This window comes from Blastococcus jejuensis, from assembly GCF_039534705.1.
GTDB lineage: Bacteria > Actinomycetota > Actinomycetes > Mycobacteriales > Geodermatophilaceae > Blastococcus_B > Blastococcus_B jejuensis.
Window position 1 is genome coordinate 89944 of the sequence record NZ_BAAAVV010000001.1, and the last position, 20380, is coordinate 110323.

Below are 20380 nucleotides of genomic sequence, written 5' to 3' on the forward strand. Positions count from 1 at the left end.
GCCTCCCGGGCGGCAGCCGGCCGGCCCCGTGACCGTCGTCAGAGCATGGCGCCGATGCGTGCAGCCATGTCGGCCTCGTGCTGCTGGTAGGAGCCGGCGACGTTGGTCAGCAGCGTTCCCATGCCGGTCAGCGCGTCACTGACGCCCTGGGCCGACATCCGCCACTGCTCGTAGAGCTCGGTGAAGCGGACGGCGGCCTGGCTGTCGGTCCAGCCCTCGAGCACCGAGCCGTTGATGCTGCTGGAGAGCGTCGCGTGCCGGGCGGTGCTCTCGGCCGCCTCGGACCGGCACTGCCCGGCCATCGACTGCAGGGTCGCGATGTCGACCTTCATGGATCCTCCTCTGGGCGCCGGGAGCCTCCCGGTCCTGCCGCACGCTAGGGCGTCCGGCCGCTCCGCCCCCTGCGTTGTCCACAGGTACGGAGGTTGTCCACAGGTCGCCGCCCGCGGGCACCGCGCCAGCGGATCGTCGGTCACGATCCCCCGGTGACCGCCACCCCGTCCGATCCGCCGGCCCCCTCGCCGGGTACGCGGTGCTGGACCCTGTTCGCCGCCGACGGCGCCGTCGACGTCGAGCTCACCGCACCGGACTCCGCGTCGCTCGGCACCGTGCTGCCTGCCCTCGCACGAGCGTTGGGTGTCCCGGTCGACGGCATCTGGGACGGCTCGGTGCGGCTGCCGGAGGATCTGCCGATCAGCGTGCCGGCGCTCGCGCACGGAGCCCTCCTCGGGCTCGGCCGGCCGGTACCCCCCGCGTGGCGCGCGCGCCGCTCCAGCGCCCTCGAACTGCACGTCGTCGGGGGTCCGGAGGCCGGCCGGACGCTGCCCCTCGGGCAGGGACGGCACGTCCTGGGGCGCGGCGGCGAGGCCACCGTCGTCGTCGAGGATCCCGACGTCTCGCGACGTCATGTCGCGGTGCAGGTCGGCGGCGGACGCATCACGGTGGCCGATCTCGGCTCCACGAACGGCAGCCGGCTCGGCGACGTCGAACTCGACGCGGAGCCGCGCCCCTGGCCGGTCGGCGCCGTGCTGCGGCTGGGTGGCACCGCGATGACGATCGCCGGCCCGGGCCAGTCGTCCGCGAGCCTCGCCGCCGGTCCCGGCGGGCGGCACCGGCTCCGACCGTCCCCCCGCCTCGAGCCGCCGATCCCCGACGTCGAGGTCGCTTTCCCCCGCGCACCGGAGCCGCCGCCGTCCCGGCGGCTCGCCTGGGCCGCGATCGCACTGCCGGCCGTCGCCGGCGTGCTCATGGCCTGGTTGCTCAGCGCCCCGACCTTCCTGTTCTTCGCCCTGCTCAGCCCGGTGGTCGCCCTCGGCACGTGGCTGTCCGAGCGATGGACCGGTCGGCGCACCGGGCGCCGCACGGCCGCGTCGCACGCCGTCGAGGTCCTCGCTGCCGACACCCGTCTCGACGAGGCCGTGCGCGCGCACGTGGGCGCCCTCCAGCGCACCCACCCCGACCTGGCGACACTCACCGCCGCGGCACGGCGGCGGACCGACGTGCTGTGGAGCCGGACGCTCGGTGCCTCCGGCGCCCTCGGTGTCCGGCTCGGCACGGGCACGGGACCCACCGGCGTGACCCGGGTGGACGGCGATGGCACCCGTCGCCGGCAGACCGCCCCCGATGCACCGGTCGTGGTGGATCTCGCGCGCGACGGGGGGCTCGCCGTGATCGGTCCGGTGGACGTGGCCACCGGCGTGCTCCGTGCGGTCGTCGCGCAGCTGACGGCGTTGCATCCGCCGGGCCAGGTCGAGCTGATCCTGCTCGCCGATACCGCGGGGCTCGCGCGCTGGGCGTGGGCACGATGGCTCCCGCACCTGTCACCGACCTCGGTGCACGTCCAGGCTCACGGGCGCCCCGAGGCGGACGACGAACTGCTCCGCCGCTTCTCCGCTCTGCTGGCCGCCCGCCGGTCAGCCGCGGAACGCACGGCGGGACCTCCGCGGAGCCAGGCGGTCGTGCTCGTCGACCGGCCACTGGATCCACGTCTCGTGGCGCTGCTGCGAGAAGCTCGGGACGCCGGGGTCGCCGTGCTCACGTCGGCGGTCTCCGCGGACACGCTGCCGGTGGGGTTGGCCGTGTCGTTGCGGCTCAGCGGGGAGACCGGGGACGCCGCCGTCCTCAGCCGCAGCGGACTGCCCGACGTGCACGTCGCGGCGGTCGACCGGCTGCCCCCCGCCACAGCGGCGCGCTTCGCGCGTGACCTGGCGGCCCTCGCCCCGGCGGACACGGTCGGCATCCTGCCCCGCGCGGTCCGCCTGCTCGAGCTGCCGAGCGCCGGGGTCGGGTTCGACGCCGACGGCCTCACCGGCTCGTGGTCCCGCTCGCGTGACCGGCTGCAGGTCGCGGTGGGGCGCACGGCGGACGGTCCCTACGCGGTCGACCTGGTCCGCTCCGGCCCGCACGTCCTCGTGGCGGGGACGACGGGCTCGGGCAAGTCCGAGCTGCTGCAGACGCTGATCGCGGGTCTGGCGCTGGCCCATCCCCCCGATCGGTGCTCGTTCCTGCTCGTGGACTACAAGGGCGGCGCCGCGTTCGCCGAGGCGGCGGCCCTGCCGCACACCGTCGGCGTGGTCACCGACCTCGACGGCCAGACCACCGCCCGTGCGCTGCGCTCGCTCACGGCCGAGCTGGCCCGGCGGGAGTCGATCCTGGCCGCCCACCGCGTCCCCGACATCGCCGCCCTGCCCGACGCGGTCGAGCTGGCCCGGCTGGTGATCGTGGTCGACGAGTTCGCCACCCTGGCCGAGGAGCTTCCCTCCTTCGTGCCGGGCCTGGTCTCGATCGCGCAGCGGGGTCGATCGCTGGGAGTGCACCTCGTCCTGGCCACGCAGCGCCCCAGTGGGGTGGTCTCACCTGAGATCCGGGCGAACTGCACGCTGCGGATCTGCCTGCGCACCACGGACGAGGCCGACTCACGAGACGTCCTGGGAACCCCGTCGGCGGCCCACTTGCCGATCGACGTGCCGGGCCGCGCCTACGTCCGGGTGGGCAGCGCCGAGCCGACCGCGGTCCAGGTCGCCCGCGTCGCCGCGACCGCTCCGCGGGCAGCGGCAGACGGTCCGCGGGTGCGCCGGTGGACGTGGCCCGTGCCCGCGGCGGACCCGCCGCCGGAGTCGCCCGGCCCCACCGACCTGGCGCGCCTGACCGCGGCGATCGAGCAGCTCACCGCGGCGACCGGCACGCGTCGCCCCCATCGCCCCTGGTGCCCGCCGCTGCCCGACCGGATCACCGCGCCGGAGCTGCCACAGGGCACGACGGCGGCGGTCCTTCCGCTCGGCCTGGTCGATCTGCCCGACACGCAGGCGCAGGCAGCCCTCGAACTCGACCTCGCGATCGGCGGCACCTGGTTGGTGATCGGCGGGCCGGGCAGCGGTCGGAGCACCGTGCTGCGCACCGTCCTGCGGGAGGCGGTCACGCGGTCAGGCCCCGACGACCTGCACGTGCACGTGATCGAGACCGGCGGAGGATCACTGGGCGAGGAAGCAGCGGCACTCCCGCACACCGGCACCGTCATCAGCGGGGCGGACCACCTGCGCACGGCGCGACTGGTGGAGCGCCTGGCCGACCAGGTCGCGACCCGCCGGGCCGGGCCCGGCGGCGGCGCTGCCCCCCGCATCCTGCTGCTCGTCGACGGGATCGAGGAACTCACCACCATCCTGGAGGACGCCGACCCCGGGCACGGATCGACCACGCTCAGCCGCCTGCTCAGGGACGGTGCCGCCGCGGGCCTGACCTGCGTCGTGACCGCCGATCGGGCGGTCCCCGGCGGCCGATTGGCCGCCCTCGCCCGTCAGCGCCTGGTGCTGCCGCTGCCCGACCGGGCCGACTACGCCGTGGCCGGGGTGCCACCCCGCGCCGTCCCGGGCCATCGCCCGCCCGGCCGGGCGCTGGTCGGCGAGGACGCGCTCGAGTGCCAGCTCGCGCTGCCTCGAGAGCCGGCCCACGACGCCGCGCACCCTCCGCGGACCGGGCCGGCGCCGCTGCGCATCCCGGAGCTGCCGGTCGATCCGGTGTTGCCGCTGCCGTCGGCTCCGATCGCGACCAGTGACCGGCCGCTGCTCCTCCCGATCGGGCCGGGCGGCGACGAGGGCGCCCCCCTGACCGTCGACCTGGCGCGCACCGGCGGGCTCCTCGTCGCGGGGCCTCCGGGGAGCGGTCGCACCGCCACCCTCGACGCCTTCGTGCGCCATCTGCTCGCCGCCGGTGTCCCGGTGCTCCGCCTCGGCGACCCGCCGTCGGCTCTGCGGCCCGCGGGCGATGCCCTGGAGCGCTGGGCGGACCCGGCCGACGCCGCCGCCGTCCGCACCTGGATGGCGGCGCTGCCGCCGGGCACGGGGGTCCTGGTGGCCGACGACGTGGCCACGCCGACGGACCATGCCGCGCTGAGCGCGGTGACTGCGACGGCCGGCCCCGGCCGGACGGCGCTGATCGCCGCGGGGCACGCCGCCCAGCTCTCGGCGCACTACCAGGGTCCGATCGCCGCGCTGCGGCGGGCCCGCGTGGGGCTTCTGCTGTGCCCCGGCCCGGGCGACGCCGACCTGCTCGGCATCCGACTCCCCCGCACACCGCTGCCCGCACGGGCGGGGGCGGGCTGGCTGGTCTCCGGCAGCCGGACCGAGCGGGTGCAGGTCGCCCGCCATCGGGGGCACGGTCCGTCGTGAAGCGGTCAGAGCAGGTCGAGCAGGGCACCGATCTCCTGGGTGGCGTACCAGGCGAGCTCGTGCCCCTCGGCCTGGTCGACGACGAACTGCGAGTCCTCGCTGCCCAGATCGGCCTCGAGCACCACCGCGGTGGCCGCACGGACGTCGTCCTCCGCCCCGGCCTCGTCGAGGTGCGCACTCGCGACGTCCCGCATCCTGATGTCCGCGGTCACCCGCACCGCCCCGGGCTCGACCTGGGGATCCTCCATCGGCGTCACGGAGTCGTCGGGGACGTCGGCCGCGACCACGGCTCGGCGGCGCGCAGCGGTGGGGTCGACGTCGAGAAGGCGCAGGCTGGCCCGCGCCGCGGCGAGCAGGGCCGCGTACTCCAGTTCCTCGGTGTCGGCGTCGGCGTCGCTCACCGCGTAGAACCGGCGCAGCTGCGGCGTGACCGCGAAGGCGGTGTGCGGGCCGGCCAGTTGCCCCTCGTCCACCAGGCGCCGCAGCACCGTCGTCGTCGCAGGCAGGTAGACGCGCACGCGGCTGACCCCTCTCGTCGATGGAACGGCGACGGTAACGCGCCCGCCCGCGGGCACCCGGCCCGCGTCAGGTCAGCGGGTCGACTCCACCAGTTCGGCGACCTCCTGCTCGAGCAGGTCGGCCAGGACGTCGACGTCGCCGACCGTGTCCAGGTCGGCGTTGAGCCCGAAGAACACGCGCCCGTCGTAGCTCGTCATGCCGATCGCCAGGCCCTGCCCGCGGGCCAGCGGCACCACCGGGAACACCTCGAGCATCTGGCTGCCCGCCGCGTACAGCGGCACCTGGGGGCCGGGCACGTTGGTGACGACCAGGTTGAACAGGCGCCGCGAGAGGCCACGTGCCGCCCGGGCTCCCAGGGCATGCAGGGTGGGCGGCGCGAAGCCGGTGAGCGCGATGAGGCTGTCCGCGCCGACCGACTGGCCGTGCGCCGCGACCCCGCGCATCGCGTAGCTGAGCCGGGTCAGACGCACGCGCGGGTTGGGTTCGCCGACGGGCAGGTCGACCAGGTAGGACGAGACCCGATTGCCCTCGGCCGTGTCGTCGTCCTGCAGCGACACCGGCACGAGCGCGCGCACCGAGGTTCCGGCCAGCACCGGCTCACCGCGGGAGAGCAGCCACTCCCTCAGCGCGCCGGTGACCACGGTGAGCAGGACGTCGTTGACGGTGCCGCCGTAGAGCTTGCGCACCTCCTTGAGCTCGTCGAGCTCCGCGCGGGCCACCGCGACGCGCCGCTGTCCGCCGATCGGCGCGTTCAGGGGGCTGTGCGGTGCGGGCAGGATCGCCGAGCGCGCCGTGCGGAGCAGCCCGCCCGCCGAACCGCTGACCCGCGCAGCCGTGGCCCGGACGTCGCTCACGGCTCCCCGCACCGCGTCGATGATGGACGAGGGGCGCCGCACGTAGTCGTCGAGCGCCTGCAGCACCAGCTCCGGACCGCTCGGGGCCCGTCGTGGTCGCCACTCCCCGGGCTCGGGCGCGGGCGCGTCCGGGGCGACGTCGAGCAGCACCTGCCCGATGTCGATGGCACTGAGCCCGTCGACCAGCGCGGGGTGCGTCTTCGTCACGACCGCGACCCGCCCACCCGAGAGACCCTCGATCAGGTAGGCCTCCCACAGCGGGCGCCGCCGATCGAGCGGCCGCGCCGTGAGCCGGGACACCAGGTCCAGCAGCTGCGCCTCGGTGCCCGGACGTGGCAGGCCCGAGCGCCGGACGTGGTAGTCGAGATCGAAGTCGGGGTCGTCGACCCACACCGGATTGGCCAGATGCCCGGGCACCTCCGCCACCCGCTGCCGGTAGCGCGGCACCAGCGAGAGCCGCGCCTTGATCAGATCGGCGAGCGCTTCGACGCCCCCGGTCGGCGCCTCCAGGATCAGCACCCCGCCCACGTGCATGGGCGTCCCCGGCTCCTCCAGGTACAGGAACGACGAGTCCAGAGTGCTGAGCCGCTCGGCCATCGATCTCCTTCGGGGCGGGGGGCTCACGGTACGGCGGCCCGGCGGACCGTCGACAGCCACGGTCAGCCGGCTCTGCGCATCCGGCGGCCTCGCCGCTGCACGGCCGGCATCGCCACCCCGGCGAGCGTCGCCGCCATCGCCCGGAGCTCCGCCCGCAACGGCGACGACGCGGCCACCTCGGCGAGGGTGCGGCCGGACGCCAACGCGGCGTCGGTCGCCCGCCGGTCCGCGGGCAGGAAGAAGCGCACCTCCCGGCCGGTGAAACGCTCCAGCGCCTCCGCGATCTCCCGGCGCGGATCCCCGGGCACCGGGCCAGGGCGCACCTGGTTGACGACGACCAGGGGGTCCACGTCGGGCAGCGCGTCCCGCAGGTCGTCGAGCCCGCGAATGCTCCGCTGCAGCGCCACGGGGTCGGCACCGGTCACGCAGAGCACCGTGTCGGCGGCCTCGAGCACGGCCAGCGTGACCCCGTTCCGGCGGGGGGCGGCGGTGTCGAACGACAGCTCCTCGTCGTCCTCGAGACTGAACGAGCAGTCCACGACGATCACGTCTGCCAGACGTCGCGCCTCCTCGAGCACCGCCGTGACCGCCCTCGGGCGCAGCTCGGGCCACCGGTCCGCACGCGCCAGCCCGGTCAGCACCCGCAGCTGGGGGCGCACCGCCCAGGCCAGCCGCACCAGGGCGTCACCGTCGAGGCTGCCCGCCGACGCCTGCCGTGCGGCGCCGGCGATCCCCGGGGACTCGTCCAGCAGACCCAGGACCTGGGCGATGACTCCCCCGTAGACGTCGGCGTCCAACAGCAGGGTCGAGACCCCGAGCCGAGCGGTTTCGTCGGCCAGGCCGACGGCGACCGTCGTGCGACCGGGCGCACCGGTCGGTCCCCACACCGCGACGACCCGCCCGCGGCCGGCCGGACGGTCGACCGGGTCGGCCGGCACGCCCAGCCGCGGCAGGGCCGCCGCCGGGTCGGCCACGTCACGGGTGCGGCTCGCGCCCCCTGCCACGGCGTCCCGGAGCGCCCGAGCGATCACCTCCGGTTCGGCGTCGGCCGGCAGGACGATGTGCACGCCCAACTGGCGCAGCCGCCCGGCGGCACGCTCGTCGCCCGGTTCCACCAGCCCGACCACGGCCACCCCGGCGGCGTCGAGCCGGGCCACGGCGTCGACGTCGAGCCGGCGCAGCTCGGCCGACAGCAGCGCCGCCTGCCCCGTGCCCGTGGCGGCGGCGGCCAGCAGCTCGGCGACGTCGACACAGCGACGGACGACGGTGACGCCGTGATCGGCACGGTCGAGCGCCCCCACGAGCTCCGACTCCCACGCCGCACCGGTGACGGCCGTGAACACCTGCAGAGCCATCAGCCGGCCGGGTCCTGGTCCACCGACTCGTGGACGACGACCACCAACGGCCGTCCGCCGATCGACGCCAGCACCTCGTCGGCCTCCCCGGCGGGCACGGCGACGACGACCTGCACCGTCGTGGTGGGCGTCGAGAGCACCCCGTCGCTGCGCCCCGACAGCGCCTGCACCGGCGCGTCCTCCACGACGAGGGTGACGCTGCCGTCGGCGTCCGCGGAGGCGCCCGCGGCGGGATCCGCGAGCGCGTACACGTCGACGAGCTGACCCCGCTCGAGACTCGGTGGCACGTAGCCGGCCTGGACCGGCAGCGCCACCTGGACCAGTTCGGCCGGCTCCTCGAGCACCGAGCGCGGCAGCAACTCGCCGGCCCGCACGGCGCGTGCGAGCGTCCGCCCTTCGGGCCGCGTGCTGGTCGACAGGTAGGCGTCGGCCGTGCTGTCGAGGCGGACGTCGACGGCGACGAGGTCGCCGGCCGCCAGTTCCGTACCGGCAGCGAGGTCCTCGGCGACCGCCCACACCGGCACGGTGGCGTCGGCCGCGCTCACGACGCGGGCGCCGAGCAGGACCGAACCGAGGACCAGCAGCACGCCGAGCACGAGCCGGAGGTCGAGCCAGCGCGGCGGCCGCACCCGGCGCGGCACAGGTCCCGCCGTCGTCTCGGCCGGCGTCGGCGCAACGGGAGTGCGGACGGCGGTCACGGCGCTCCTTCTCTGGTCCGGCGACGACCTCTCGGTCGCGTCCTGTTGCCGCTCGTTGACGGCGATCGGATGCAGATGATGCGTCATGAACGCAGTCGCTCGCACTCGCCGTCCACACGTTCGGGTGTGGACAGTTGCCACGTTCCACCGACCGGGCTGCCAGACTGACCCCGAGAGGACGGAGACGACCCGATGCCCACGCCCCGCTTCCTGACCCTCGACGACGTCGCGGAGATCCTCAACGTCTCGTGGTCGCAGGCGTACGCGCTCGTCCGGCGCAAGGAGCTGATCGCGATCCAGATCGGCGGCCGCGGTCAGTGGCGCGTCGAGGTCGACGAGCTCGAACGCTTCATCCAGCAGAAGTACGCCGAGGCGCGGGCCGGAACGCTGCCTGCCGAACCGGCGGTCGCTCCGGAGACCGACGAGGCCGACGCCCCGGCCTGAACGACGGTCAGCCGGCGGGGCTCAGATCCCCGGCGTCACGGTGCGGACGATCGCCACCGCTGCGATGACCACGGCCCGCACGCCCTGGACCGCTTCCGCCCGCCGCGGGGTGTCGACCGCGTGCTCGGCCAGCTCGACGTAGTCCGCACCCACGCGGTCCACCGTGCCCGAGAGGGCGACGCCGTCGTCGAGCACGACCTGCACGACGGCCCGGTCGCGGGCCAGGCCTCGCAGCGCCCGGCGTAGGTCCAGCCGAGCCCGCACCGGCCCGGCGTCCTCGGCGGTCACGGTCCGCCGGCCGAGGCCTGCCACTGATCGCACCGCCGCCGTGGCCAGGAGCACCTCGCGGCCGAGATCGTCCTCGAGCAGCAGCCAGTCCGTCCCGACGTCGAGCAGGACGCCGCTCACACGACCGGCCCCGCCGCAGTGCAGCGACAGCGGCGTCCCGGTCGCACCGCGCAGGCGGTCGGCCAGCCGGAGGCCCCCGATCTCGGCACGCGCCCGAGAGGCCACCTCGGCGCGCTCGGCCCCGCTCTCCTCCTCCTCGAACTGCGCCTGCAGGTCGGCGAACAACTGCTGCCACCGCACGTGACCACCTCCTGCCAGCAGCCTAGATGCACTCGTTGACTTGCGTTTGGATGCATTTGCTTGCTTTCATCTGCATCCGTCATCGCAGAGGAGGGGTCATGTCCGTTCGTCGACTCGCGCTCACCAGCGCCGGGATGGCCGCCGTCGCCCTGCTCCTGAGCGGGGTCACGCCGGCCCCGGGTGAGATCGCTGCCGCGCTGAGCACTCCCCAGCGCACCGTCGACACCGCCGGAGCCGATGCGCTGCTGCTGTCAGCGGCCGGCCTGGCCGCCTGGTGCGTCTGGGCATGGGGCGCACTGGGCCTTGCGCTCACCGCGGCCTCAGCCGCTCCGGGGCTGGCGGGGGCTGCGGCGCGGCTGCTCCTCCGTGCCGTCCTGCCCGCCGGTGCCCGCCGCGGCGCCGCCCTGGCACTCGGACTGGGTCTCGGCCTGGGCGTCGCGGCCCCCGCCCTCGCCGGCACGCCAACCGGCCCGAACCCCGGCCCGGCAGCTGCCAGTCGGCTCGCGGTCCCGGACTGGCCGTCTGCCGACGGCACCGCGGTCCCCGACTGGCCCTCGGCCGATGGCACCGCGGTCCCCGACTGGCCCTCGGCCGATGGCACCGCGGTCCCCGACCGGCCCGGCGGCGAGACACCCGGTGCGCACGTCGTGGTCGCCGGTGACTGCCTCTGGGACATCGCGGAGGACGCACTGCGGCGATCGGGACCCGAACCCGCGACCGCCGACGTCGCCGCCGCCGTGCACGCCTGGTGGTCGGCCAATGCCGACGTCATCGGCCCCGAGCCCGACCTGATCCTGCCCGGCCAGGCTCTCCGGCCCCCGGCGACGCCGTGAGCCGGCGGACCGCCCCGATCCACCCCCCTGCCCACCCCGAGGAGTCCGAATGACCGCCAGCCCCCACCCGGAGGTCACGACAGCCGCGCGCCCGGCGCTGCGGCTGGTCGTCGTCCGCACGCCGCAGCCGCCGCTCGTGGAACCCCGGCCGCTCCGCCTCGTCCTCCCGGGGGTCCCCGTCCCCCGCCGGATGCACCGGCCCGGTCCCCGGCCCCGGGTGATGACCCAGCAGGACCCCGACGCGGCCGAGTTCGGCCCGACGCTGTCCTCGCGCAGCGATCTGCCCGACCCCGGCGCGGCCGGACGGCGGCTCATCACGCTCACCCTGGAGACGCTCGCGGGGCGCCGACCACTCGCCCAGGTGCAGCCGCTGACCTCGCCGGGCGTCTTCGCCGCGCTGGCCGGAGGACGTCGTCCTCAGTGGTGCGCCGAGGGCGCCTCGCCGCTGTTCGTCGGGCACGTCCACGTCTGCGAGCCGGTGGACGGGGTCGCCGAGGTCAGCGCGGTGGCACGGCGGGCCGGTCGCGCGCACGCGGTCGCCGCTCGCCTCGAAGGCATCGACGGGCGCTGGCGGTGCACCGCGCTACAGATCGGCTGAGGGCGGAACCGGCTCGGGGGCGTTCCTCGCGCCCCCGGGGTTCTGCAGAACCCCTGGTGCGGGAGGAACACCCCCGAAGCGGTAGTCGAGCGGCGTCAGCGGCCCGGCGCCCCGTGGCACTGCTTGTACTTCTTGCCCGAACCGCAGGGGCAGGGCGCGTTGCGCGGTGTCTCCTTGGTGCCCGTCACCGTGGCCGACTTCGCCGCCTTGGCCGTGCCGCTCTCCTTCGGGGAGGCGTCGAGCGTCGGAGCCGAGTAGCTGAGCTGGTCCGGCGAGGTCTTCGGCGCGTCGAGGCCCTTGACCGCGAGCTGCGGCCCCGTGCCCGACGGCGTCGCGGGCTCCGCGACCGGCGCGGCAGCGGCAGGTGCCGACTTCCGGGCCGACGCCTGCTTCGGCGCCGTCCTCGCGCCGTCACCCGCCGCGGCAGCCTTCGCCTTCTCCTCCGCCGCCCTGCGGGCCAGCACCTTCGCCGTCCCGGCCTGGGCGGCCGCGAGAGCCGCCGCCTCGGCCTCGTCCTGCTTGGCCTTGGCCTCGGCCTCCTGCTCCTCCTTGGTCTTCACCTCGAGGTTGAACAGGAAGCCGACGGACTCCTCCTTGATGCCGTCGAGCATGGCCATGAACATGTCGTAGCCCTCGCGCTGGTACTCCACGACCGGGTCACGGTTGGCCATCGCGCGCAAGTGGATGCCGGCCCGCAGGTAGTCCATCTCGTAGAGGTGCTCGCGCCACTTGCGGTCCATGACCGACAGCAGCACCCGCCGCTCGAGCTCGCGCATGACCTCCGAGCCGAGCTTGGTCTCGCGCTCCTCGTAGGCGCGGTGCACGTCGTCGAGCAGCTCGGACTTCAGGCTCTCGGCCGACAGCGCCGACTGGTCGCCGTCGGCCTCCTTCTGGAGGAGCTCCTTGACGGTGATCCCGACCGGGTAGAGGGCCTTCAGGCCGGTCCAGAGCTGCTCGAGGTCCCAGTCCTCGGCGTAACCGGTCTCGGTGGCGCCGTCGACGTAGGCGCTGATCACGTCGTCGACCATCGACTGGATCTGCACGTGCAGGTCGGCGCCCTCGAGCACCTTGCGCCGCTCGTCGTAGATGACGGTGCGCTGGCGGTTGAGCACCTCGTCGTACTTGAGGACGTCCTTGCGGACCTCGAAGTTCTGCTGCTCGACCTGCGTCTGCGCCGAGCGGATCGCGCGGCTGACCATCTTCGACTCGATCGGCTGGTCGTCGGGCACCCGGAGGGTGTTCATCATCCCCTCGAGCATCGGCCCGTTGAACCGGCGCATCAGGTCGTCGCCGAGGGAGAGGTAGAACCGCGACTCCCCCGGGTCGCCCTGACGGCCCGACCGGCCGCGCAGCTGGTTGTCGATGCGCCGGCTCTCGTGCCGCTCGGTGCCCAGCACGTACAGGCCGCCGGCGTCGACGACCTCCTCGTGCTCGGCCTTCACCTGCTCCTGGGCCGCCTCGAGGGCGTCGTCCCAGGCGGCCTCGTACTCCTCCGGCGTCTCCGTCGGAGACAGTCCCCGGGCCTTCAGTGCCTCGTCGGCGATGAACTCGGGGTTGCCGCCGAGCTGGATGTCGGTGCCGCGGCCGGCCATGTTGGTCGACACCGTGACGCCGCCCAGCCGACCGGCCTGGGCGACGATGTGCGCCTCGCGCGCGTGGTTCTTCGCGTTCAGCACCTCGTGCGGGATGCCGCGCCGGAGCAGGAACTTCGCGAGCAGCTCGGACTTCTCGACGCTCGCCGTGCCGATCAGCACCGGCTGGCCGGCCTCGTGGCGCTCGGCGATGTCGTCGACGACCGCGTCGAACTTGGCCTTCTCCGTCTTGTAGATGACGTCGGACTGGTCCTTGCGGACCATCGGCTTGTTCGTGGGGATCGGGACGACGCCCAGCTTGTAGGTCTGGTGCAGCTCGGCGGCCTCGGTGGAGGCCGTACCGGTCATGCCGGCGAGCTTCTCGTAGAGCCGGAAGTAGTTCTGGAGGGTGATCGTGGCGAGCGTCTGGTTCTCGTCCTTGATCTTCACCTTCTCCTTGGCCTCGATGGCCTGGTGCATGCCCTCGTTGTAGCGGCGCCCGGCCAGCACGCGGCCGGTGAACTCGTCGACGATGAGCACCTCGCCGTTGCTGACGATGTACTGCTGGTCGCGGTGGAAGAGCTCCTTGGCCTTCAGCGCGTTGTTGAGGTAGCCGATGAGCGGGGTGTTGACCGCCTCGTAGAGGTTGTCGATGCCGAGCTGGTCCTCGACGAACTCCACGCCCTCCTCGGTGATGGCGACCGTGCGCTTGGCCTCCTCCACCTCGTAGTGGACGTCCTTCTTCAGCAGCGGCGCGATCCGGGCGAACTCGCCGTACCACTTGGCGCTCTGCTCGGCGGGCCCGCTGATGATCAGCGGGGTGCGGGCCTCGTCGATGAGGATCGAGTCGACCTCGTCGACGATCGCGTAGAAGTGGCCCCGCTGGACCAGGTCGGCCTTGCTCCACGCCATGTTGTCGCGCAGGTAGTCGAAGCCGAACTCGTTGTTCGTGCCGTGCGTGATGTCGCAGAGGTACTGCTCGCGGCGCACCGGCGGCGCCTGACCCGACACGATCGTGCCCACGGTCAGCCCGAGGAACCGGTGCACCCGGCCCATCCACTCGGCGTCGCGCGAGGCGAGGTAGTCGTTGGTGGTGACCACGTGCACGCCGTTGCCGGCGAGCGCGTTGAGGTAGGCCGGGAGGACCCCGGTCAGGGTCTTGCCCTCACCGGTCTTCATCTCCGCCACGTTGCCCAGGTGCAAGGCGGCGCCGCCCATGATCTGCACGCGGTAGTGCCGCTGCCCCAGGGTGCGGGTGGCCGCCTCGCGGACGACGGCGAACGCCTCGGGGAGCAGTGAGTCCAGCGACTCGCCGTCCTCGTACCGCTCCTTGAACTCGTCGGTCTTGGCCCGCAGCTCCGCGTCGGTCAGCTCGGCGGTCTCGTCGGAGAGCGACTCGACCGCGTCGGCGATCTTGGAGAGACGTCGGAGGAGCTTGCCCTCGCCGGCACGGAGCAGTTTCTGGAACACCACGCCCCCAGCGTAGGCGGCACGCGACGGCCGATGGTGTCACCGGGCCCATCCGTAGCCTGCCGACGTGGCCTACGACCTCACCGACCTCCCCGCGGGGCTGCTGGAGTTCCTCACCGAGCGCCATCTGGCGACGCTGACCACCCTGCGCGCCGACGGCAGCCCGCACGTGGTCCCGGTCGGGGTCACCTTCGACGCGGCGAGCCGCACGGCCCGGGTGATCACCTCCGGCACGTCGGCGAAGGCCCGCCACGTGCGGGCCGGCCAGGCCCGCGTCGCGGTCTGCCAGGTCGAGGGGCGGCGCTGGACGACGCTCGAGGGGACGGCGGTGGTGCGCGACGACGCGGCGTCGGTCGCCGACGCCGTCGAGCGCTACGCCCGGCGCTACCGGCAGCCGCGGGAGAACCCGGCCCGCGTGGTCGTCGAGATCTCGGTCGACCGGATCCTCGGCAACGCGTGAGAGAGGACCCCGTCCTCCCCACCCTTCGCAGGCTCAGGGCGGGACCCGGGACGGGGCCATGATGAGCCTGTGGATTTCTCCGGCATCGACCTGACCACCGAGGTGGTGCGCACCGAGCGCCTCCTGCTGCGCCCGTACCGCCCGGAGGACGTCGACCCGGTGTACCGCGCCTGCCAGCACCCCGACCTGCAGCGCTGGCTGACGGCGCTGCCCTCGCCGTACACGCGGGAGGCGGCCGCGGACTTCGTCACCGGGATCGCGCCGCGCGGCCGGGCGGCGGGCACCGACCTCGGCTGCGCGATCGACGTCGACGGCGAGTTCGTCGGGTCGTGCGGCCTGCACGCGCTGACCACCGGCCGGCTCGGACCGGAGGTCGGCTACTGGGTCGCGCCCTGGGCCCGCCGTCAGGGCTACGCGTCGGAGGCCGCCGGTGGCCTGGCGCAGTGGGCGCTCGACCGGGGGGCGGCGCGGGTGCACCTGTTCACCGACGTCGAGAACACCGCCTCGCAGGCGGTGGCACGGCGGGCGGGGTTCACGCAGGAGGGCGTCGTCCGCAGCTGCCTGGAGTACCGGGACGGCGGCCGGGGCGACGCCGTGCTCTTCGGCCGGCTGGCCGGCGGATGACGGAGGCCGGGGACGCGGCGGTGCCGCGCCCCCGGCCCCTCGTCAGGTCAGGACGTCGCCGGTACGGCCTCGGCCGCGTGCTTGGGCGCGTGCGCGGCGTCGCCGTTGAGCGGCACATCGGTCAACCGGATGAGCCCGTAGTCGTAGGCGTGCCGGCGGTAGACGACCGTCGGCTGGCCGGTATCGGCGCACTGGAAGAGATAGAAGTCGTGGCCGACCAGCTCCATCTCGTGGAGGGCCTGGTCGACGGTCATCGGGGTGGCCGGGTGCTGCTTCTCGCGCACGACCCGCCCGGGCAGGTGCTCGTCGAGGTCGGTCACGTGCGGACCCTCGGCGAGCTTGCGGTCGAGATCCAGGGCGCCCTCGACGCCGAGCTCGGCGGAGTTCTCGGCCATCCGGACGCTCTGCGGCGTGCGCCGGCCGTGGTGCACTCGTCGGCGGTCGGCTGCCCGGCGGAGCCGGTTCTCCAACTTGCCGGTGGCCAGGTCGAGCGCCTCGTAGAAGTCGGCCCCGTCGGCCTCGGCCCGCACGACCGGGCCCTTGCCGCGCAGCGTGATCTCGACGCGCTGGCAGTGGGCGGACTGGCGCGGGTTCTTCTCGTGGAAGAGCTCCACGTCCACCCGCAGGATCTTGAGCTTGCCGTCGAACCGGTCGACCTGACCGATCTTGTCCTCGACGTGCTGACGGTAGTGCTCGGGAACTTCGACGTTGCGACCGCGGACCACGATCTCCATGAGACCTCCCGGTTTGACGGGTTGTAGGTCGCTTCGACGCTAGTCCCTCGTGCTCGCGTCCGACAGTCGGCCCGGCAGCCCGACCGGACGTCCCCAGGCGTGTCGCCGGACAACGTGCAGGTGACGCCCGGTAGCAGGAATTACGGCCGTTTCGGGGTCGCAGCGACGACCGCCGCGAGCACCGGCTCGGGGCCCTCGACGACCCGCGTCAGCGCCCCCGCTGCCTCGGTGAGGGTGGCGCCACTGGTGACGACGTCGTCGACGACCACCAGCAGCGCGCCCCGCGGCACCCCGGCGCGACGGATGTCGACGACGAAGCTGCCGGCCAGGTTGGCCCGGCGCGCGGCCGCCGACAGCTCCGCCGAGTCGCGCACCCGGCCGCGCCGCCGCAACAGCCTCGTCGTCCGCGCGTCCAGCCCCGCCGCCCGGAGCTCGGCCTCGGCGCGGCGGGCCAGTTCCCGCACGTGGTCGCGCCCCCGGACCCGCACCGCCGCCGGCGTGCTCGGCACCGGCACCAGCAGCACCGGCCGGGCCAGGCCGGGGCCGGCGGCGGTGACGACGGCGGCCACGGCGAGCGCCAGCGCAGCGCCGAGCGGCGCGGCCAGTTCGGCCCGGCCGCGCTCCTTGAACGCGATCAGCGCCGGGCGCACCGGACCGGCATAGGCGCCCGCGGCCGCGGCGGGCGGGAACCCGTCGGGGAACCGCCGCGGCGAGGCCGGTCGCGGCTGCGCCAGCAGCGCGGCGCAGCGCGCGCAGAGGACCGATCCGGGGAGCCCGCAGCCGGCACACGTGCGCGGCATCAGCAGGTCGGCGAGAGCACCTAGCCACCCGCCGTCCACCCGGCCAGCCTATGGCCGCGTCCCGGGGCCCGACCCGAGCTCACGAGGGCTGGGGACGACGGGGTCCCCGATCAGAGGGGGAAGAAGGGTGCGGTGCCCGGCCGCGGCTCGGCGCCGCGCTCGAGGGTCACCCAGGTGCCGCCGGCCAGCTGCCAGATCGTGTTGCCGGCGCTCACCAGCGGCTGCCGCGCGGGCGCCGCGGCGACCGACGTGGGCTGAGTCGGCAGCCCGGACGTCGAGACGTCGTCGAGCCCCCAGCCGTCGACGCCGACCGTGTAGGGGTCGGTGCGGTCCTCGCCCGCGTCGCCGGCGAGCACCAGCAGCTGCGCGCTGTCCCGCCAGGCGACGTCGACGACCTGCGAGAGCGATGGCGCGATGGCGCGCAGGTCGCGGAGCACCACGCTGCCGCCCTCGGTCCGCACCACGGTGCCGACGTAGAGGGTGCTGTCGACGACGACCGCCGCTCGGACGCCGTCCGGCGAGAGCTCGAGCACGTCGGTGCGGCCCAGCCCGGGCAACGTCGGCGCGTCGACCGGCAGCGGGGACGCGCCGGCCGGCACCCGGACGATCTCCGTGCCGTTGCGGACCACCCAGGCCTCGGACCGGGTGGCGGCCACGGTGGGGGCGGTGAGCGTTGCCTCGTCGAGCACGACGGCCAGGTTGCCGTCGTAGGGACCCGCGAGCAGCTGCGCCCGGCCGTCGACGGTGCGGACACCGACGAGGAACGACAGCTCCCCGGTGCGCGGCTCGGCCTTCACGGCCGCCGACGCCAGGCCGTACCGGCCGTCACCCGCGGGAGTCTGGACCGACACCCCCTCGGTCACCACGCGGAGCGCGCCGTTGTCGATGTAGTGGCCCACCCCGTCGACCGGGACGGCGTCGGGATCGAAGGACGCCCAGTTCTCCGTGGTCTGCTCCGCCGGCGCCCCGTCCAGCCGGACCGCGTCTCCGTCGACACGGACCTCGACCGACCTGATCCCGGGCAGCTGCGTCAGCGTCCAGACCAGCTGCGGCGAGATCTCCTCCAGCAGCGGCGCGGGCTCGGTGTCCAGACCGGTCAGGTCGACGACCGCCGTCTGCCCCGCGACGGTGATCGTGCTGCGCAGCTGCACGCCGGCCAGCGGATTGCGGACGCCTGCGGCCAGCGACGACGACGGGCCCGCCAGGAGCTGGAGGACCAGCACCGTGGGCTGCGCGTCCCCGGTGATCAGGTAGCGCGGGTCGGGCACCACCCGCTGGACGGTCGGGTCGAGGAAGTAGGCCTGCCGGCGGTGGTAGAGCCGCTCGAAGTCCGGCTGCAGCAGGATGAGCCCGTCGGGCGGGTTACTGATCCGCCACTCCCCCTCGACCTCCTCGAGGTTGAACACCCGCGTGAACTCCCCGGTCCCGCCCACGGCGAAGATGCCGCGCTGGTCGACCGTGCCCACCAGGTCCGCAGTGACTGTCACCGAGCCCTCGTCCCCGGTGACGACGGCGAAGCTCGGGCTGATCACCGAGATCCCGGCCTCGTCCGACCACGACTCGGCCGCCTGCTCGGTCAGGTGCTGCCGGGCCACCGGGTGCCCGGCCAGCGTGCTCGCGGCGGCCTCGATGAACCCGCGGACGATCTCCTCCGTGGTGGCCCCCGCCTCGGGTGGCCGCGGCTCGATGCCGACGTCCTCGGGTGGGCGCTGCGGGGCCTGGGTGATCTGCACCGTCGCCGACTCCTCCGGCACCGTCGAGCAGGCCACCAGACCGGGTAGCAGCGCGACCAGGGCGGCGAGCACCGCGAGCCGCCCGGAGCGGCGGGTCACGAGGGTGCCCCCGGTGGACGCGGGCGCAGCAGGGTGGGGCGCAGCGGCAGCGGTGAGCCGGTCAGGTCGCCGCCGGCGACCAGCGGCAGGGTGAGCCGGAACTGGGCGCCGGCGCCCGGCTGCCCCCATACCTGCAGCCAGCCCCCGTGCAGTCGGGCGTCCTCGAGACTGATCGACAGGCCCAGTCCCGAACCCCCCACGGTGCGCACGCGGGACGGGTCGGCCCGCCAGAACCGGTCGAAGACGTGCTGCGCCTCGGCCGAGCTCAGGCCCACCCCGAGATCGCGCACCGTCACCGCGGCCGCCGTCTTGTTGGCCGCGAGGGTGATCTCCACGGGGTGGCCGGCGCCGTGCTCGACCGCATTGCCGACCAGGTTGCGCAGGATGCGCTCCACCCGGCGGGCGTCGACCTCGGCGATGACGTCCTCGTCGGGCCGGTTGACCACCAGCTCGCAGTCGTGCCGCTCGGCCAGCGAGTACATGCCCGCGGCCACCCGGGCGACGATCGCGCCGAGGTCGCTGGGCTCGGAGTCGAGGACGGCCGCGCCGGCGTCGTACCGGCTGATCTCCAGCAGGTCGGTGAGCAGGCTCTCGAAGCGGTCCAGCTCGGCGCGCAGCAGCTCCGCGGACCGGGCCACGTGCGGCGGGAAGTCGCCCCGGGCCTCGTGCAGCACGTCGGCCGCCATCTGCACGGTGGTCAGCGGGGTCCGGAGCTCGTGGGAGACGTCGGAGGTGAACCGCTGCTGCAGCTGGGAGAGCCCCTCCAGCTGCGTGATCTGCCGCTGCAGGCTGTCGGCCATCGCGTTGAAGCTGGTCGCCAGCCGGGCGAGGTCGTCCTCGCCGCGCACGGTCATCCGCTGCTCGAGCTGCCCCTCGGCGAGCTGCTGCGCGGTGCCCGCCGCCCGGCGGACCGGGTCGACCACCAGCCGGGTGACCATCACGCCGATGCCGACGACGAACAGGGTGAGCGCCACCCCGCTGATGATCACGGTGCTGCGGATCAGGAAGAGGCTCTCCTCCTCCTGGACCAGCGGGAAGACGTAGTACAGCTCGATCTGCTCGGCGCCGGGCGAGTCGGCGACCACGGGGGCGCCGATCAGCAGCGAGGGCTGCAGCTCCCGGTCCCGGTCGGGCATGAGGTGGTACTTCCAGGACTGGCCGCCGTTGTCGACGTCGGCGCGCATGTCGGCCGGCAGGGCGCCCAGGATGAACCGGCTGCTCTCGGCCGGAGTCTCGCGGCTGCCGGTCCGGTAGACCATGGCGACGTCGAAGTCGCCGGCCGCGCCGCCGCGGTTGAGCAGCTGGGTCACGGTGCGGTCCAGGGCCGTGCGGACGCTGGCGGCGTCGCCGGTGGCGATGCCCGCCACCTGGCTCTGAGCGTAGAGGACCCCGTTCTGCGCCTGGTCGATCGCGGCCTGCCGCTTCACGCGGAGGAGCTGGTCGCGGATCTGGCTGAACAGCACCAGGCTGACGATGACCACGACGGTGCCGGCCACGATCATGGTGATCGCGCCGATGCGGATCTGCAGCGACGAGCGCCAGGTGTGCACGGCGCGGGCGGCGAACCGGCGCAGCCCCCGACGGGCGCGCCGCTGGCCGTCGCGCACGCGACCGCCCGCGGCCCCGCGCAGACGCCGCAGGCCGGCCGCGCGACGGGACGGCCGCGCGGGCTCCGGCGACGTCGGGGACGCGACGTCGCCGGGTGGCAGGTCCGTCCGGGTCACGACCCCATTGTCACC

17 protein-coding genes are annotated in these 20380 nt (G+C 74.5%); 6 read left to right on the forward strand and 11 right to left on the reverse strand.

The window, feature by feature from the left end:
* Positions 1-38: 38 nt before the first annotated feature.
* Positions 39-332: a WXG100 family type VII secretion target gene (locus ABD644_RS00445; RefSeq protein ID WP_344686507.1), complete on the reverse strand. Its 294-nt coding sequence runs from the start codon at positions 330-332 to the stop codon at positions 39-41.
* A 153-nt stretch (positions 333-485) separates the two neighbouring features.
* Between ABD644_RS00445 and ABD644_RS00450 the strand changes: the two genes are divergently transcribed.
* The gene (locus tag ABD644_RS00450) at positions 486-4664 is read left to right on the forward strand and encodes a type VII secretion EssC family protein (protein ID WP_344686508.1); all 4179 of its coding nucleotides are present in this window, start codon (positions 486-488) and stop codon (positions 4662-4664) included.
* A 5-nt stretch (positions 4665-4669) separates the two neighbouring features.
* Here the strand turns inward: ABD644_RS00450 and ABD644_RS00455 are convergent, their stop codons facing one another.
* From ABD644_RS00455 to ABD644_RS00470, 4 genes are all read right to left on the reverse strand, one after another.
* Positions 4670-5182: a DUF6912 family protein gene (locus tag ABD644_RS00455; RefSeq protein WP_344686509.1), complete on the reverse strand. Its 513-nt coding sequence runs from the start codon at positions 5180-5182 to the stop codon at positions 4670-4672.
* A 72-nt stretch (positions 5183-5254) separates the two neighbouring features.
* Positions 5255-6634 (reverse strand): WS/DGAT/MGAT family O-acyltransferase, encoded by a 1380-nt coding sequence (locus ABD644_RS00460; protein WP_344686510.1) that lies wholly within the window; start codon positions 6632-6634, stop codon positions 5255-5257.
* A gap of 62 nt (positions 6635-6696) precedes the next feature.
* Entirely contained in the window at positions 6697-7989 is a 1293-nt protein-coding gene (locus tag ABD644_RS00465; RefSeq protein WP_344686511.1) for a CpaE/TadZ family protein, read from the reverse strand.
* On the reverse strand, positions 7989-8687 hold the full coding sequence (locus ABD644_RS00470) for an SAF domain-containing protein (protein ID WP_344686512.1): 699 nt from the start codon (positions 8685-8687) through the stop codon (positions 7989-7991). Before ABD644_RS00470 ends, ABD644_RS00465 begins: the two co-directional genes overlap by 1 nt.
* Positions 8688-8879: 192 nt before the next feature.
* Here ABD644_RS00470 and ABD644_RS00475 point away from each other — a divergent pair, with 192 nt between their 5' ends.
* The gene (locus ABD644_RS00475) at positions 8880-9131 is read left to right on the forward strand and encodes a helix-turn-helix domain-containing protein (RefSeq protein WP_344686513.1); all 252 of its coding nucleotides are present in this window, start codon (positions 8880-8882) and stop codon (positions 9129-9131) included.
* Positions 9132-9152: 21 nt separating this feature from the next.
* On the opposite strand, the gene ABD644_RS00480 is transcribed toward ABD644_RS00475, so the two are convergent.
* Entirely contained in the window at positions 9153-9719 is a 567-nt protein-coding gene (locus ABD644_RS00480; protein WP_344686514.1) for a hypothetical protein, read from the reverse strand.
* 98 nt (positions 9720-9817) lie between these two features.
* Here ABD644_RS00480 and ABD644_RS00485 point away from each other — a divergent pair, with 98 nt between their 5' ends.
* Positions 9818-10552, forward strand: coding sequence for a LysM peptidoglycan-binding domain-containing protein (locus tag ABD644_RS00485; RefSeq protein WP_344686515.1), 735 nt, complete (start codon positions 9818-9820; stop codon positions 10550-10552).
* A gap of 49 nt (positions 10553-10601) precedes the next feature.
* Positions 10602-11150, forward strand: coding sequence for an Rv3235 family protein (locus tag ABD644_RS00490; protein WP_344686516.1), 549 nt, complete (start codon positions 10602-10604; stop codon positions 11148-11150).
* Between the two features lie 95 nt (positions 11151-11245).
* Here the strand turns inward: ABD644_RS00490 and secA are convergent, their stop codons facing one another.
* The gene (secA, locus tag ABD644_RS00495) at positions 11246-14194 is read right to left on the reverse strand and encodes a preprotein translocase subunit SecA (protein ID WP_344686517.1); all 2949 of its coding nucleotides are present in this window, start codon (positions 14192-14194) and stop codon (positions 11246-11248) included.
* A 64-nt stretch (positions 14195-14258) separates the two neighbouring features.
* On the opposite strand from secA, the gene ABD644_RS00500 reads away from it, so the two are divergent.
* Positions 14259-14651, forward strand: coding sequence for a pyridoxamine 5'-phosphate oxidase family protein (locus ABD644_RS00500; RefSeq protein WP_344686518.1), 393 nt, complete (start codon positions 14259-14261; stop codon positions 14649-14651).
* 69 nt (positions 14652-14720) lie between these two features.
* Positions 14721-15275, forward strand: a complete 555-nt coding sequence (locus ABD644_RS00505) for a GNAT family N-acetyltransferase (protein WP_344686519.1) — start codon at positions 14721-14723, stop codon at positions 15273-15275.
* A gap of 47 nt (positions 15276-15322) precedes the next feature.
* On the opposite strand, the gene hpf is transcribed toward ABD644_RS00505, so the two are convergent.
* From hpf to mtrB, 4 genes are all read right to left on the reverse strand, one after another.
* Complete coding sequence (gene hpf, locus ABD644_RS00510) at positions 15323-16009, reverse strand: ribosome hibernation-promoting factor, HPF/YfiA family (protein ID WP_344686520.1); 687 nt, start codon at positions 16007-16009, stop codon at positions 15323-15325.
* 140 nt (positions 16010-16149) lie between these two features.
* A complete protein-coding gene (locus ABD644_RS00515; protein WP_344686521.1) occupies positions 16150-16848 on the reverse strand; it encodes a ComF family protein in 699 nt (232 codons plus the stop codon).
* Between the two features lie 71 nt (positions 16849-16919).
* Complete coding sequence (locus ABD644_RS00520) at positions 16920-18641, reverse strand: LpqB family beta-propeller domain-containing protein (protein ID WP_344686522.1); 1722 nt, start codon at positions 18639-18641, stop codon at positions 16920-16922.
* Complete coding sequence (gene mtrB / locus ABD644_RS00525) at positions 18638-20365, reverse strand: MtrAB system histidine kinase MtrB (RefSeq protein ID WP_344686523.1); 1728 nt, start codon at positions 20363-20365, stop codon at positions 18638-18640. Before mtrB ends, ABD644_RS00520 begins: the two co-directional genes overlap by 4 nt.
* Between the last annotated feature and the right edge of the window lie 15 nt (positions 20366-20380).

What these genes read in the sequence shown, in the direction of transcription:
- ABD644_RS00445 (WP_344686507.1), bottom strand. Translation starts at nt 332, where the DNA reads ATGAAGGTCGACATCGCGACCCTGCAGTCGATGGCCGGGCAGTGCCGG.
- ABD644_RS00460 (WP_344686510.1), bottom strand. Translation starts at nt 6,634, where the DNA reads ATGGCCGAGCGGCTCAGCACTCTGGACTCGTCGTTCCTGTACCTGGAG.
- ABD644_RS00465 (WP_344686511.1), bottom strand. Translation starts at nt 7,989, where the DNA reads ATGGCTCTGCAGGTGTTCACGGCCGTCACCGGTGCGGCGTGGGAGTCG.
- ABD644_RS00475 (WP_344686513.1), top strand. Translation starts at nt 8,880, where the DNA reads ATGCCCACGCCCCGCTTCCTGACCCTCGACGACGTCGCGGAGATCCTC.
- ABD644_RS00485 (WP_344686515.1), top strand. Translation starts at nt 9,818, where the DNA reads ATGTCCGTTCGTCGACTCGCGCTCACCAGCGCCGGGATGGCCGCCGTC.
- ABD644_RS00490 (WP_344686516.1), top strand. Translation starts at nt 10,602, where the DNA reads ATGACCGCCAGCCCCCACCCGGAGGTCACGACAGCCGCGCGCCCGGCG.
- hpf (WP_344686520.1), bottom strand. Translation starts at nt 16,009, where the DNA reads ATGGAGATCGTGGTCCGCGGTCGCAACGTCGAAGTTCCCGAGCACTAC.